Genomic DNA, 15,721 nt, shown 5'->3' with positions numbered 1-15,721 from the left:
CATGCGTGAGGTTCATCGTCTACGACATCGAAGCAACGTGCTGGGAAGGCCGGCCCCCCGGCATGGAACAGGAAACCATTGAAATCGGCGCCTACGAAGTGAGTGCATTCGGCGAAGTAGGCGCCGCTTTCAGCCGGCTGATCAAACCCGTGCTGCATCCGCAGCTCAGTCATTTTTGCCGGCGACTGACCAACATCGACCAGTCCGACATCAACCGCGCCAGGGATTTTTCCCGCGTGGTTGGTGCCTTTCAGGACTGGATCGACGTAGATGGGGAACCCTACATACTCGCCGCCTGGGGCACCTTCGACGAGCGGCAGCTGCGGCGCGATTGCGCTCTCCACCGCCTCGACGAAGCCTGGCTCGACCCGCACATCAACCTCAAAGCACAGTACCGCGACCTGAGAGGCCTGCCCAAGAAACGGGGACTGGCCTCCGCCGTCCGGCACGAAGGGTTCGAATGGAGCGGCGAACAGCACCGGGCCCTCGACGATGCCGCAAATACCGTGAAGGTTTTTCGCAAATTGCTCGATGTCTGGCGCTACTAGGACAAATGGGCATCCGGGTCCACGGGGCCGCGCGCGGCTTGTTATCTTCACCACGTGGGCCGCTTCTTCCTCCTTTGTTGTTGCTTCCTGACGGTACTGCTGCTCGGGTGTGACGCCCCGGCACCGGCCGGAGGCAAGGACATTCCGGCGGATACCCGGTTTACCTGGATGACCGCCCCGGAGGTAAACGCCACGGGGGTCACCTTCCGCAACGACCTGACTTACACCGAAGAGCTGAATCCCTACACCTACCGCAATTTCTACAACGGAGGCGGCGTAGGTATCGGCGATTTTGACCACGATGGCCGGCAGGATATTTTCTTTACCGGCAACCTCGTGTCCAATCGCCTTTACCTCAACCGGGGGAACTGGATTTTCGAGGACGTGACCACCACGGCCGGTGTCGGTAGCCCGGACAGCTGGAGTACGGGCGTAGCCGTGGTGGACGTCAACGCCGATGGCTGGCAGGACCTCTACGTCTGCAAGGCCGGCCCGCCCGCGGAGGAAAGGATCGCCGGGATGGGGGGCGTGCGCCACAACGAACTTTTCATCAACCAGGGCGACGGTACCTTCCGCGAAATGGCCGCGGCCTACGGGCTGGCCGTGTCCGGGTTGTCGGTGCACGCCGCCTTTTTCGACTACGACGGCGACGGCGACCTGGACTGCTACCTGCTTAGTAATTCCACGCGGGCGACGACCGGCTTTGATCTGCGGGCCGACCTGCGGAGTAAGCCCGATCCCGAGGGCGGAAACCGGCTCCTGAAAAACCTGCTGGCCGAAACCGGGGAAACCCGCTTTACGGACGTCACGGCGGCGGCGGGCATTTACTCCTCCGCGATCGGTTTCGGTCTCGGCGTGACGGTGGGGGACGTCGACGGCGACGGCCGGCCCGATCTTTTCATCAGCAACGACTACTTCGAGCGGGACTACCTCTACCTAAACCGCGGCGACGGCACCTTCGAGGAAAGCCTCACCGAACACCTGCCGGAGATCAGCAAGGGTAGCATGGGCGCCGATCTGGCCGACCTGAACAACGACGGATACCCCGAGCTGTTCGTCACCGAAATGCTGCCGCGCACCGACCGGCGGTACAAAACGAAAGCGGTCTTCGACGGCTGGAACCGCTACCAACTGTACCGCGACCAGGGCTACCACCAGCAGTTCAGCCGCAACGTGCTGCAGCTCAACCAGGGTAACGGGTACTACAGTGAGATCGGCCGCTTCGCCGGCGTCGAAGCCACGGACTGGAGCTGGGGGGCACTTCTGGCCGACTTCGACGGCGACGGCTACCGCGACATATTCGTAGCCAACGGCACCGGACGGGACCTGCTCGACCAGGACTACATCAATTTCAACGGCAACCCCTCCGCCGTGCGCCGGATGATTCACGAGGAAGGAAAGGGTATCACCGACCTCATCGACCTGATCCCCGAGGAGCCGCAGGCCAATGCCCTATTCCACAACGACGGCGACCTGCACTTTACCGACTTGGCCGAAGCGTGGGGACTCGGGAACCCAGGCTTTTCTAACGGCTCGGCCTACGGAGACCTGGACAACGACGGCGATCTCGACCTGGTGGTCAACAACGTTGACGCGGTCGCGGGCCTGTACCGCAATAACAGCGAGCGGCGGGGCCGGATGATCCGGATGATCGGCAAGCAAGCCGGTAATCCGGACGCCATAGGTGCCCGTCTGACGGGCTTCGGCCCCGGAGGCCGGACCGAATATGCCGAAATCCACCCCATGCGCGGTTTCCAGAGTACGGTGGACAGGCGCATTCACCTCTCCGACGCCGTGGAGAGGGTAGAGATCCGGTGGCCCGACGGCAACCGGCAGTACGTAGACCTTCCGGACAGTAACGTGGTAATCATCCGCCAGGGGAAACCCGGGACCGCAACCGATACTTCTTCCGCGCGCGTAGCGGCGGCGGGACCGGTCTTCCTCCAGGCCCCACTGACGGCCGACGGTCGGCCGGTCCGACACCTGGAGGACCCGGCTACCGACTTCGACCGCGATCCGCTGCTGTTCCTCGGGATCAACAACGAAGGGCCCGCACTCGCTGCCGGTGACGTCAACGGGGATGGCCGGACGGATCTTTATCTGGGCGGCGCGGCCGGCCAGGCCGGGCAACTTTTACTCGGCCGGGCCGACGGAACCTACCAAGCCCAGGCCGCTGACCTATTCGCCGAGGATGCCGCATCCGAAAACGTAGCCGCCGTTTTTTTCGATGCCGACGGCGACGGTGATCCGGACCTTTACGTAGCCAACGGCAGCAACCAATTCGGTCCTGCCTCCGCCGCTCTCCTCGACCACCTGTACATCAACCAAGGAGCCGGGCGGTGGACGCGGAGTCCCCAGCGGCTCCCGACCGGTGCCCGCTTCGTGGCCAGCGGCTGCCTGGCGGTCCACGACGTGGACGGCGACGGCGATAGGGATCTCTTCGTCGGCGGACGCCTGCGGCCGGGAATCTATGGGGTACCCACCGACAGCTACCTATTGCTGAACGACGGTGCTGGCAACCTCACCCCCGCCGACCTCCCCGCCCTGGGCGACCTCGGTATGGTAACCGCTGCCAGCTGGGCAAACGTCGACGACGACGCGGCACTGGAGTTGGTGGTTGCCGCGGAGTGGGGACCGCTGCGGTACCTGCACTTCGATACTTCCGGAGGACTGGTGTCCGTAGATTCGGTACCCGGTACCACGGGGCTCTGGCACGCACTGGCTGTGGCCGACTTTGACGGCGACGGCCGCCAGGATGTTGCCGCCGGCAACCACGGACAAAACTCGCGACTGCAAGCCGGCCCGGGAACGCCCCTGGAGCTCCACGTCAATGATTTTGACCGCAACGGTAAGGCCGAGCAGGTCGTGACCCAGTACGACAATGACGGCCGCAGCCTGCCCCTGGTGTTGCGCGACGATCTGGTGAAGCAGCTGCCTGCGCTGCGCAAGCGGTTCGGGCGATACGCCGATTACCAGGGGAAAAGCCTGGAGCAGTTGTTTGGCCGGGAGGTCCTGCAACGTTCCGTGGTCAACCGGGCCGAGGAGCTGCGTTCCGTGCTGGTGTGCAATACCGCCGCGGGACCGGTTGTCCACCCCCTGCCCGCCGAGGCCCAGCTCGCCCCCCTCTACGCCCTGCTGGCCACCGACCTCGACGGCGACGGCAATACTGACCTGCTCGCCGCGGGAAACCAGTCGGTGGGCCGGCCGGAGCTCGGCATCTACGCCGGAAGTTTTGGGGCCGTGCTCTTGGGCGGGGGCGACGGAACGTTCCGTTCGGTGTCCCCCCGCGCTTCCGGACTGTACCTTTCCGGCGATGTTCGTGCGCTGCTGCGCTTGCCCGGCCCTACGCCGCGAATTGTCGTCGCCCGCTCCGGCGCATCCCTGATTACCCTGCAAAACACAACCAAATGAAGCTATATCTCCGCGTGTTTGCCATTTCCGCCATGTTTGTGGCATTGGCTTGCACCGCCACGGACGAAACCCCGCTCGGCCGCTACCGGTCCGCGGTGGCAGCCGGACAGGACGCTCCGCTCACGGCCCCGGCCACGGTACTCGGTATCGATCTGGGCATGACCGACCGGGAGTACTACGACCGGTGTACCGAGCTCAATCGGCAGGAACTGATCAGCGTCGGACGGGGGGGGAATGAATCGCAGTTCGTCATGCAGAACGACCTGGACCGGCCCGCGCGGATGTTGTTCCGGCCGATGTTTTCGGGCGCTGATCCGCGCATCCTCGACGCGGTGCTGGCGGAGTTCGTTTACCAGGATTGGTCGCCCTGGAACCGCGACGCCAACGCCAGCCACCTGCTGCCGGAGGTGGCCGATTACCTCACTCGGACGTTGGATACCGAGCTCATCGAGATCGATCACCCCCGCCGGGGGAAGACCTTCGCCGGGGTGGAAGGCGGGCGCCTCGTTGCTATCTGGATGGCCGACAGCAGCAGCGTAACGGCCACGATCGCTAACCTGGGCAGCCTGCCGGCCGACCCGCTGGGACTAGTCAAGTAAGTATGCAGTACGCTAGGGTTTTATGCTTCGCGGGGACGCTGGTGCTGGGGTTACTGGCCAGCTGTAACGGGGCTCCGGCTATCGCCGATAACGCGCCGCCCTGGGACGGGAAGCGCCGCTTCGAGGCCCTGTCTCCGGCGGAATCCGGGGTGGAATTCGCCAACACCCTGGACTTTGACGAGGACTTCAATATCTACACCTACCGGAACTTCTACAACGGCGGCGGCGTAGCCCTGGGCGACCTCAATAACGACGGCCTCACGGACATCTACCTCAGCGGCAACCGGGTGGCTAACCGGCTCTTTTTCAACCGGGGCGACCTGCACTTCGAAGACGTCACCGAAACCGCCGGGGTAGCCGGGGCCGCCGCCTGGAGTACCGGGGTGACCATGGCCGACGTGAACGCCGATGGCTGGCTAGACATCTACGTCTGCAACTCGGGCGATATTGCCGGCGACAATCGCCGCAACGAGCTCTACATCAACAACCAGGACGGCACCTTCACCGAAGCCGCCGCCGACTACGGGCTGGCCAATGAAGGCCTGAGTACCCACGGGGTGTTCTTCGACTATGACCGCGACGGCGACCTGGATTTCTACCTGCTCAACAACAGCTATCAGGCCATCGGCTCCTTCAATCTCGAACGGAACGAGCGGCCGAAGCGCGACTCCGTCGGCGGCGACCGGCTCTACGAAAACCGCGACGGATATTTCCACGACGTGAGCGAAGCGGCGGGCATCTACGGCTCGATCATCGGCTTCGGACTGGGCGTGACCGTGGGCGACGTGGACCGCGACGGCTGGCCGGATATCTTCGTAAGTAACGACTTCTTCGAGCGCGACTACCTCTACCTCAACAATCAGGACGGCACGTTCCGCGAAACCCTCACCCAGTCCATGCAGAGCATCAGCGCCGCCAGCATGGGGGCCGACCTGGCCGACATCGACAACGACGGGTACCCGGAGCTCTTCGTCACCGAAATGCTGCCCGCCTCCAACCGCCGAATGAAGGAGGCCACCACCTTCGAAAACTGGAACCGCTACCAGTACAACCTGAAGAACGACTACTACCACCAGTTCACCCGCAATATGCTGCAGCGGAACAACCGCGACGGTACCTTCACGGAGGTAGGCCGGCTGAGCGGCGTGGAGGCTACCGACTGGAGCTGGGGGGCCTTGATCTTCGACATGGACAACGACGGGTACAAAGACCTCTACGTGGCCAATGGGATCTACCAGGACCTGACCAACCGCGATTTCCTCGACTACCTCGCCGATGATGAATTCAAGGAGAAGGTGACCGCGGGCGGGGCTGTAGACTTCGAGATGCTGGTCGATGCCATCCCCTCCAATCCAACCCGCAACTTCGCGTTTCAGAACCTCGGCCCGGACGGCGGCTTCCGTTTTCGGAACCGGGCGGCGGAGTGGGGCCTGGACCTCGAAGGCTTTACCAACGGGTCCGCCTACGGCGACCTGGACAACGACGGCGACCTGGACCTCGTGGTCAACAACACCAACGCGGCCGCCCTCGTCTACCGAAATCACACCACCGGCAATCACTGGCTGCAACTGGAACTCAAGGGCAGGGGAGCGAACCCGTTCGCCGTAGGGGCCAACGTGACGGTCGTGGCCGGCGATCGGGAGTTCTATCTGGAGCATATGCCCATGCGCGGTTTCGAGTCCAGCATGCAGTACCGGCTCCATTTCGGCCTGGGCAGCATCGACCGCATCGACCGGGTGGAGATCGTCTGGCCCGACGGAAAACGTACCCACATCGACGCACCCAAGGTGGACCAGCTGCTGGTGGTGTCCGAGGAGCAGTCTGCTGGGGCACCGGATGACGTAGCGGCCGCAGGACCCGACCCACTGTACCGGTCCCTCGACCCCGCTACCCTCGGCGTGACCTTCGTCCACGCCGAGAACCGCTACAGCGACTTCGACCGTGATCCTCTCCTGTACCAGATGCTGAGCGCGGATGGACCCGCCCTCTGCGCCGCCGACTTCAACGGCGACGGAAAGCGTGATTTCTACCTGGGGGGAGCCCGCGACCAGGCCGGGGAATTATACCTCTCCGCCGGCGATGGCTACAAGCCCTCCGCTTCCGACATCCTGGACCGGGACCGCGACAGCGAGGACGTAGCCTGCGCGTGCTTCGATGCGGACGGCGACGGGGATACGGACCTGTACGTAGTCAGCGGAAGCAGCGAGTTCGGCGGGGCGTCCAACCTGTTGTTTGACCGGCTGTACCTCAATAATGGCCCCCGTGGCTGGTCAAAGGGCGACCAGATCCTGCCCAGTGCGCGGCAACCCGTGGCGGGCGCGGTGGCCGCACCCTACGACGTCGACGGGGATGGCGATACCGATCTGTTCGTAGGCGCCCGCCTGCGGCCGGGGGCCTACGGCTTGCCCGCCGACAGCTACCTGCTGATCAACGACGGTAGCGGAACCTTCCGCGAGGAGGTGCTTGGGAAGCTGGGTATGGTGACCGACGCCACATGGCTTGACCTCACCGGCGATGGCCGTCGCGAGTTGGTAGTGGTTGGGGAGTGGATGGCCCCCCGTGCCTTTGCCTACGCGGACGAAACCCTGACCGAGGTACCGCTCGGTGATGAACTTTCCGGACTTACCGGCTGGTACACCGCGGTCGCCGCGGCGGACCTGGACGGCGACGGACGGAACGACCTGATCTTCGGCAACCACGGCCTGAACAGCCGTTTCCGTGCTTCGGAGGCTCGTCCCCTCCGGATGAACGTCAACGACTTCGACCGCAACGGTACCGCCGAACAGATCGTCTCCTTCCAGGAAGGAGAGGAGGTGTATCCGATGCCGCTCCTGCACGAACTCGTCAAGCAACTGCCCGGTCTGCGCAAGCGCTACCTGAAGTACTCCGCCTTTGGCGATCAGACGATGACCGACATCTTCGGCCCGGAGGCACTGCAGCAGGGCTTGTCTTACACGGCTACCGAGTTTCGCAGTTTCGTGGCGCTGAACCGGGGCGACGGCCGGTTCAAGGTGCGTTACCTGCCCCAGGCGGCACAGGAAACGCCGGTGTATGCCATCGCGGCCGAGGACGTGGACGGTGATGGCGACAGCGACCTCTTGCTGGGAGGTAACTTCTTTTACGTCAAACCCGAGATGGGGCGCTACGACGCGGGGCGCGGATTGCTCATGCTTAACGACGGTCGCGGGAACTTCACGGCCGTATCCGCCGATAGTAGCGGACTGCGGATACCGGGCGAGATACGGGCCATCGCTCCCCTGGGCGGGGGACGTACGGTCCTTGCCCGGAACAATCTGCCACCCGTTATCCTGCAGCGATGATGCAAACGGTCGCAGCCATATTTACCGTAATGGTCCTGGCCTTTCTCTGCACCTGCGGCCCCGCCGTCGAGCCCCCCGCGCCCCCGGAGCGCTTCCGGATGCGGACGGAGACGGGCGTGACCAGCGAAAACCGGCTGACCCCCGAGGAGTCGTTCAACATCGTCACTTACCTCTACTACTACAACGGGGGTGGGGTAGCGGCTACGGACATTTCCGGGGATGGCCTGCCCGACCTCTACTTCACCAATAATCAGTCCCCCAACAAATACTACATCAACGAGGGCAACTGGCGCTTCCGCGACGCTACGGAGTCGGCGGGGGTCGCAGGTGCGGGGAACTGGTCGACCGGGGTGAGCGTCACGGACATCAATGGCGACGGGTTGCCGGATATCTACGTCTGCAACGTCGATGGACTTGACCCGCTACACGGCCGCAACGAACTCTTCGTGCAGCAGGCGGACGGGACCTTCCGGGACGAAGCGGCGGCCTACGGGCTGGACTTCGGTGGCTTCAACACCCAGGCCTACTGGTTCGATTACGACGGCGACGGAGACCAGGATATGTACCTGCTGCGGCACTCCGTGCACAGCGACGCCACCTACCGGGACGGGGAGGGTCGCAACGTACGCGACTCCCTGGCCGGTGATCTGCTGCTGCGGAACGACGGCGGCAGCTTTCGCGACGTGACCGGGCCGGCGGGACTGTATTCTTCCCGTATCGGCTACGGACTGAGCGCCGCGGTAGCCGACTACGACGGCGACGGCCGGACGGATATCTACGTCTGCAATGACTTCTCCGAAAACGACTACCTCTACCTCAACCGGGGCGACGGCACCTTCCGGGAGGTCGTACGGGAGCGGATGGGGCATACGTCCAACTTCAGCATGGGCAGCGACGTGGGCGACCTGGACGGCGACGGCCGGCCGGATCTGGTCACCCTCGACATGCGCCCCGGCCGGGAGGCGGTGCTGAAGTCGACCGCCAGCGCCGAATCCTTTAACCTGTACCGGCTGAAGCGCCGGGCGGGCTACCACGATCAGTTGCCGCGGAACAACGTGCAGTGGAACCGCGGCGACGGGGTCTTCTCCGAGATCGGGGAACTCAGCGGGCTGGCCGCCACGGACTGGAGCTGGTCGGTACTGGTGGAAGATTTTGACCTGGACGGGGTACCGGAGGTGTTCGTCGCCAACGGTATCGATCGCCGGCCCAATGACCTCGACTACCTGAAGTTTGTAGGCTCGTCGCTGGCCCGCGCTAGCAGCGACCTGGTCGTGGCGGGGGAGATGCCCGCCGGCGCCGTAGCCAATCGCTACTTCGTCCGGGACAGCAACCTGACCTTTCGCCCGGTGGAGGCGGGGCTGGGACTCGTCGGGAGCACCACCGGAGCCGCCGTGGCGGACCTCGATGGCGACGGCGACCCGGACCTGGTGTTGAACAACGTCAACGCTCCGGCGACGCTCTACGAAAACCTGACCCTGGACGGTGGGCGCCTGGTCGGCACATCGCCGGACTCATCGACGGTGAGCTACCGCTTTACCGACGGTAGCCAGCGGGAACTGAGTCGGATGACGATGTCCCCCTTTGCCCGTGCCGCCCAGCGCGGCTTTCTTTCTCAGTCGGCGCCGGCGTCGCTGGTGGGCGAAAGCGTACCGACCCGCCCGCCCGCGGACACGGTGGCTTATACGGTCGTATCACGCAGCGAGGAAAGCGACGGAACCGTGACGGAGGTCGACCGTAGTGCCTCCTTCGACCGGGAACCCCTGCAGCCCTTCTTCGGAGCGGTACCCGCCGATGACCCGGCCTATACCCTGAGCGCCGAAACCGGTGACCTGCGGGTGGAAGCGGGCCCCTGGCTGCCCCTGCGGATCGGCCGTCGGGTGGGGCAGGAGTGGACGTACACGGAGGTGGCCGGTACCCGGGGGCTCTGGCAGAGCATCGACCTGGCGGGCCCGCCGGGCGCGGAGGAGATAATCGCCGGCAACTGGGGACTGAACAGCGGCCTGGGCCAGCCGACCGCTGCCGCCCCGCTGCGGCTGTACCTGCCCGATCTGGACGGGAATGGAAAACGGGATCCGCTATTCACCTACGTACGGGAGGGGCGGGAATACACCCTGGCCGATAAGGACGAACTTGCCGCCCAGCTGCCGAGCTGGCGCCGCAATAACCTCAGCTACGCGGATTTTAGCCAGCGGGACTTCCGGGAAAACTTCCCCGACCTTGAGGCCGAGCCCCTGTTGGCCGAAACCCTGGCGCACCTGCGGTTGCGGCGCGACCCGGCGGGGCAATGGCGGGCGGAGGAATTGCCGCTGCCGACGCAAATCACGCCGGTTCGGTCCGTCTCCCACCTGGCGGGGGGGGTACTACTCGGTGGTAACGCCCTCGACGTGCTGCCCCGCGTTGGCCGGCAGGACGCCGCGGCGCTGCAGCTGCTGCGGCCGGACAACCGGGTCCAGCTGCTCGACCTGGGCGAGGGATGGAACCACCGAGAAGTGGTACTGATCCTTGGCGCGGGGCCGGACCGCCGGCGCGTTTATTTTGCTGACGGCGGATGGCTAGTGCTGCGGCTGCACTAGTTTTGCGGAACAAAATCCCGGCTGTATCCCACGTTCTCCCGCTCTGGTCCGTACACGTATTGGTGTGGCGCTTGCCTTCGCCATCAACGGGCTGGTCTACGCCAACTGGACGAGCCGGCTGCCGCGGCTGCAGGAGGTGTACGGCATCGATAACGGGCAGACCGGGTTCGTGCTGACGTGCCTGGCCGTCGGAGGTCTGATCGCCATGCCGCTGGCCGGCGTCCTGATCGTGCGGTACGGAAGCCGGGGCCTGGCCATCGCCTCGACGCTGTTATTCATTGTGGCCGTACCGTTAATGGCGTACATGCCGGGCTACTACGCCCTGCTGGCCGTAGTGCCGCTGGTGGGCGTCAGCACTGGGGTGATGGACGTTGCCATGAACGCCCAGGCGGTGGAGGTGGAGCAGCGCTGGGGTAGTCCCATCACCTCGAGCTTTCACGCCTGCTTTTCGGCGGGGATGTTTCTGGGGGCGGGGACGGCGGCGGGCTTCATCAGCCTGGGGTACGACGTGGGCCCACACCTGGTGACCATCTCGCTGGTGACCTGTCTGCTTTCCGCCTACGCCCTGCGGCATTTTCTCCGCGACGGGGCAAGCCCGGAGGAATCGGCGTCCGGGCGGAAGTTCGGCACCGCGATCATCCTGCTGGGCATGGCCTCCCTGTGTACCATGATCGGGGAGGGGTCGATGGCGGACTGGACACCCCTGTACATGACGCGGGTTACGGGCAGTGCGGAATACCTGGCCCCCCTGGGGCAGGCGGCCTTCAGCGGCGCCATGCTGGTGGGCCGGGGGGTAGGCGATCGGGTACGCGCCCGCTCGGGCTCCCGGGCGGTGATCGTCGGTGGGGCGGGCATAGCACTTACGGGAGTACTGCTGGCAATCGTGTTTCCGGTAGCGTGGGTAGCGATCACGGGATTCGGGCTGGTAGGCCTGGGGCTTTCGAATGTGGTACCGGTACTTTTCAGCGAGGCGAGCCGGATACCGGGGCTCCGCGCCGGGGTGGGCATCAGTTCGGTCAGTACGATCGGATATTCCGCCTTCCTGTTCGGTCCGCCACTGATCGGCTTCGTGGCGGACTACCAGAACGCGCTGCTGCCGGAGGGCATGGCGCTCTTTCCGGGGATTGCCGGTCTGCGGGTCGGACTTGGCGTGGTAGCGCTGCTGATGGCGGCGCTGATTTTCCTGGGTACGTTTTTCCTGCGCGTATCGGATTGACATCGCGTGTGACGTTCGAGGGCTTTTGGCTACATTTGCCGTTTAGAACGACCAAAGAAGGACTACCAATGAAATTCAGCATCGACAAGCAGGAACGCTACAGCGTAATCAAGCCAGAAGAGGATAACCTTAACTCCGCCGTTGCGCCCCAGCTGAAATCCGAGTTCGTGATTTTGGCCAACGAGGGTATCACCAATTTGATTCTGGACCTTACCTCCGTCAAGTACGTGGACTCCTCCGGCCTCAGTGCCATCCTGACCGCCCGCCGCCTGTGGAGCAACCTGGGCACCTTCGTGGTGACCGGCGTGGAGCACGCCGCGGTGAAGCGCCTCGTCGAAATCAGTAAGGTGGACACCGTGCTTACCATCCTGCCGACCAAGAGCGAGGCCGTCGACTTCATCTTTATGGAAGAACTGCAGCGCGACATGCAGGCCGAGCCGGGCGACGAATAACGGCCCTTGCGTTTCGGTGTCACCATCCTGGGGTCGAACGGCGCCGTGCCGGGACCGGACCGTCACGCTTCGGCTCACCTGTTTCAGAGTGAGTCGACCGATATTCTGGTCGACTGCGGAGAAGGCACCCAACTTCAGCTGCAGGCCGCCGGGGTAGGATTCGGGCGGGTACCGCTGATCCTCATTACTCACCTCCACGGCGATCACTTTTTCGGCCTGCCCGGCCTGCTGACGAGCCTGGCACTCAACGGACGAAGGGCTCCCCTCCGCATCATCAGTCCTCCCGGGCTCCGTGACCGGCTGGCGCCCCTCCTGGAACTGGACCGCTACCGCCTGCCGTACCCCCTTACCTTCGAGGAACATACCGCTATTCGACCGGACCGTATCGCTACCGTGGGCGACCTGGAGGTAATAGCCTTTCCGCTCCGGCACCGCATTGCCACCAACGGTTACCTCATCCGGGAACTGCCCCGGCCCGCGAATCTTCGGAAGGAAAAGCTGGCGGAATACGAAATCCCCGTAGCGGACATTCCCGCGATCAAGGCGGGGGGCGACTTTGTCCTCCCCGACGGCCGGGTGATCGCCCACGGGGAGCTCACCACGCCCGCTCCCGAACCCCGGGCCTACGCCTACTGCTCGGATACCTGGTACTTCCCCGAGCTGGCGGACTACGTGCGGGGGGTCAACCTGCTGTACCATGAAGCCACCTTCCTGCACGACCGGGCGGCGGAAGCGCGGGAGAAGGGGCACTCCACCGCCCGCGAAGCGGCCTGGACGGCACGGGACGCGGGAGCCGGCCGCCTCATCATCGGGCACTTCAGCAGCCGCTATGGAGATTTGGGACCCCACGAACGGGAAGCGCGCGATGTATTCCCGCCGTCTTACGTAGCGCGGGACCTGTATCGCTTCGTCGTTCCGTTTGCCGGACGCGGTGCCCCTGATGGGGAAAGTTGATGGTAAATGCTAACTTGGCCGGCCTAACAAAGTCCATTATGCGCAACTACCTGCTTCCCTTGTTTTGCTGTTTCGCCTTCAGCTGTTTCGGTCAGATTACCGATCCCAAGGCCACAGAATTCTACGAACCCGTCCCGCCGAAGGTGAAGCCCGGCGCCATGCTGGGAGAAGCGCCCGCCGACGCGATCGTGCTGCTGGGCCCCGGCGCCGACGCCAGCGAGTGGGTGAAGGCCAATGGTGGCGGTGCGGCCGAGTGGACGAAGGAGGGCGATGCCCTGGTCGTCAACCCCGGTACCGGCGATATCGCCACCCGCCGCAAGTTCGGGGATATGCAGTTGCACGTGGAGTGGAAAAGCCCCAACGAACCCGACAAGCAGGGACAGCAGCGCGGCAACAGCGGCATCTTCCTCCAGGGCCGCTACGAACTCCAGGTGCTTGAAAGCGAGGGCAGTGATACCTACACCAATGGCCAGGCGGGCTCCATCTACAAGCAGACCCCGCCGCTTGTCAATGCACTCAAGCCGCAGGGCGAATGGCAGACCTACGACGTCATCTACACCGCCCCCCGCTTCAACGACGACGGGATGCTGATTCGCCCCGCCTACGTGACCGTACTGATGAACGGGGTAGTGGTGCAGAACAACTTCGAGATCAAAGGTCCGACCGAGTACATCGGCCTGCCCCACTACGTGGCCCACGGCGACGACGTGATCCAGCTGCAGGACCACAGCAACAAGGTGGCCTACCGCAACATCTGGGTTCGCGAGCTCTAGGGCCGCGCCACCTTGAACGTACTAATCTGTCCCGACAAGTTTAAGGGAAGCCTCAGCGCCGAGGCCGCCGCCGCCGCCATTGCGCGCGGCGTGCGTTCCGCGCTGCCGCAGGCGCAGGTCGTACTGCAACCGCTCGCCGACGGCGGGGAGGGCAGCCTCGATTTACTGGCCCGTCAGCCGGGACTGAAGCGCCATCGCCTGGCGGTACCGGGTCCGCTCCGCCGCCCCGTGGACGCCGGCTACCTGCTCGGCGGCGACCGGGCGGTCATTGAAACCGCGGCCGCCTGCGGCTTACACCTCGTACCCCCGCCGCGCCGTCACCCGAAGAATACGACGACCATTGGCGTGGGCACCCTGCTCGACGACGCACTGGCCCGCGGAGCAACCCGCGTAACCCTTATGCTGGGGGGCAGTGCCACCAGCGACTGCGGGGCCGGTATGGCGGCCGCTCTCGGATATCGCTTTCTGAGCCGTGAGGGATACTCCTTCGTACCGATGGCGGACAGTCTGCAGGCGGTCCACCGGATCGACGGCAGCCACCGCCACCCCGGCCTGGCGGGCGCGCGGATCACCGCGCTCTGCGACGTGACTAACCCGTTGCTCGGACCCTCCGGTGCAACCTACACCTACGCGCAGCAGAAGGGTGCGCCGCCCGAAGACCTCGAACAACTGGAACGCAACCAGCAGCACTTCGCGCGCCTCCTGGAACGAGACCTGGGATGCGAGGTCAGGGAACTGCGGGGTGGGGGAGCGGCGGGCGGGCTTGGTGCGGGCTGTGTCGCATTCCTGGGCGCGCGGCTGCGCCGGGGGACGGAGGGATTATTCGAAGCGGTGGGCTTTGCGGAGCTGGCCGCGGCGGCGGACTTGATCATCACCGGTGAGGGAAAGGTCGACGAGCAAACCCTGTACGGCAAAGTCGTCGCCGGCGTGCTGGGGTACCGTCAACCCACCATCGTCACCTGCGGAACCGCGGAAATCGGCGCGGGGCAGCTGGGGGCCGAGGCGCTGCTATCCCTCGACCGAAATACCGCGGCGCCTCCCGAGGAGCGGATGGGGCGGGCGGCTTACTGGCTGGAGCAGATGATCTATCTCTACCTGCGCAACCGGCCCGTCTCCGGTAAGGGGGCGGACCGGCAAGGTTGAACCCGCCCCCGTAGCCCCGGTGTTATAAGCGCAAAGAACTTATCCATGCGCATTTTCTTCTCCCTTGCCCTGCTGCTCACGCTGGCGTGCAATTCCACTTCTCAGACTACGGCCACCACTTCCGACGTGGCTGCGGGCGTTTCCCCGAGTATGCCCGACTACCGTTACGACCCGCCTACCGACGGAACGATCAACAAGATCGATACCACCGACGCCTACTGGAAGTCGATCCTTACCGATGAAGAATACTATGTTCTGCGCGAGGAAGGTACCGAACGCAGCTTCTCCAGCCCACTCAACGAGGTGAAGGCGGCCGGTGTGTTTGCCTGTCGCGCCTGTGGTATGCCCCTGTTCAGCAGTAGCACCAAATTTGAATCGGGCACGGGTTGGCCAAGCTTTTATGAGCCGATCGAGGCCGACTACGTACAGGAAGACGTCGACCGCAGCTACGGCATGGAGCGGGTGGAAGTCAGCTGCGCACGGTGCGGCGGGCACCAGGGCCACGTCTTCCCCGACGGACCCCAACCCACCGGGCTGCGCTACTGCATCAACGGGGCGGCGCTGAACTTCGTGCCGGAAGACGATCTCTAGGTATATTTGCCGGCCGGGCCGCGGGTGCGGCCGGTACCAAGCCCCATAGTTCAAGGGATAGAACGTTGGTTTCCTAAACCGAAAATGCAAGTTCGAGTCTTGCTGGGGCTACTACTTTGGGCGATTGCCATCCGAACATAG

Annotated in this window: 11 protein-coding genes and 1 tRNA gene; all 12 read left to right on the top strand. The window is 64.4% G+C overall.

From position 1 onward, the window contains the following. Positions 1-5 precede the first annotated feature (5 nt). The 12 genes from DQG19_RS02175 (at position 6) to DQG19_RS02120 (ending at position 15,691) form a co-directional block, all read left to right on the top strand. On the top strand, positions 6-548 hold the full coding sequence (locus tag DQG19_RS02175) for a 3'-5' exonuclease (RefSeq protein ID WP_116124577.1): 543 nt from the start codon (positions 6-8) through the stop codon (positions 546-548). Between the two features lie 54 nt (positions 549-602). Beyond that, positions 603-3,959, top strand: coding sequence for a VCBS repeat-containing protein (locus DQG19_RS02170; RefSeq protein WP_116124576.1), 3,357 nt, complete (start codon positions 603-605; stop codon positions 3,957-3,959). Further along, complete coding sequence (locus DQG19_RS02165; RefSeq protein WP_116124575.1) at positions 3,956-4,558, top strand: hypothetical protein; 603 nt, start codon at positions 3,956-3,958, stop codon at positions 4,556-4,558. The genes DQG19_RS02170 and DQG19_RS02165 overlap by 4 nt, the downstream gene beginning before the upstream one ends. A 2-nt stretch (positions 4,559-4,560) precedes the next feature. Then, on the top strand, positions 4,561-7,878 hold the full coding sequence (locus tag DQG19_RS02160; RefSeq protein WP_116124574.1) for a VCBS repeat-containing protein: 3,318 nt from the start codon (positions 4,561-4,563) through the stop codon (positions 7,876-7,878). After that, the gene (locus tag DQG19_RS02155; RefSeq protein ID WP_116124573.1) at positions 7,875-10,451 is read left to right on the top strand and encodes an FG-GAP repeat domain-containing protein; all 2,577 of its coding nucleotides are present in this window, start codon (positions 7,875-7,877) and stop codon (positions 10,449-10,451) included. Before DQG19_RS02160 ends, DQG19_RS02155 begins: the two co-directional genes overlap by 4 nt. Positions 10,452-10,515: 64 nt before the next feature. After that, positions 10,516-11,667: an MFS transporter gene (locus DQG19_RS02150; RefSeq protein WP_157974279.1), complete on the top strand. Its 1,152-nt coding sequence runs from the start codon at positions 10,516-10,518 to the stop codon at positions 11,665-11,667. A gap of 68 nt (positions 11,668-11,735) precedes the next feature. Further along, complete coding sequence (locus DQG19_RS02145) at positions 11,736-12,119, top strand: STAS domain-containing protein (RefSeq protein ID WP_116124571.1); 384 nt, start codon at positions 11,736-11,738, stop codon at positions 12,117-12,119. A 6-nt stretch (positions 12,120-12,125) separates the two neighbouring features. Beyond that, positions 12,126-13,073, top strand: coding sequence for a ribonuclease Z (locus DQG19_RS02140; protein ID WP_116124570.1), 948 nt, complete (start codon positions 12,126-12,128; stop codon positions 13,071-13,073). A gap of 38 nt (positions 13,074-13,111) precedes the next feature. Then, positions 13,112-13,846 (top strand): DUF1080 domain-containing protein, encoded by a 735-nt coding sequence (locus DQG19_RS02135; protein WP_116124569.1) that lies wholly within the window; start codon positions 13,112-13,114, stop codon positions 13,844-13,846. 12 nt (positions 13,847-13,858) lie between these two features. Further along, on the top strand, positions 13,859-14,989 hold the full coding sequence (locus tag DQG19_RS02130) for a glycerate kinase (RefSeq protein WP_116124568.1): 1,131 nt from the start codon (positions 13,859-13,861) through the stop codon (positions 14,987-14,989). Positions 14,990-15,034: 45 nt separating this feature from the next. After that, complete coding sequence (gene msrB, locus DQG19_RS02125; RefSeq protein WP_116124567.1) at positions 15,035-15,580, top strand: peptide-methionine (R)-S-oxide reductase MsrB; 546 nt, start codon at positions 15,035-15,037, stop codon at positions 15,578-15,580. Between the two features lie 39 nt (positions 15,581-15,619). Further along, positions 15,620-15,691 (top strand) — tRNA-Arg (locus tag DQG19_RS02120). Positions 15,692-15,721 lie beyond the last annotated feature (30 nt).

Source organism: Lewinella sp. IMCC34183, assembly GCF_003390915.1.
Taxonomy (GTDB): domain Bacteria; phylum Bacteroidota; class Bacteroidia; order Chitinophagales; family Saprospiraceae; genus Neolewinella.
Note: the sequence above shows the minus strand (reverse complement) of the source record. Positions and strands in the feature narration are given on the sequence as shown.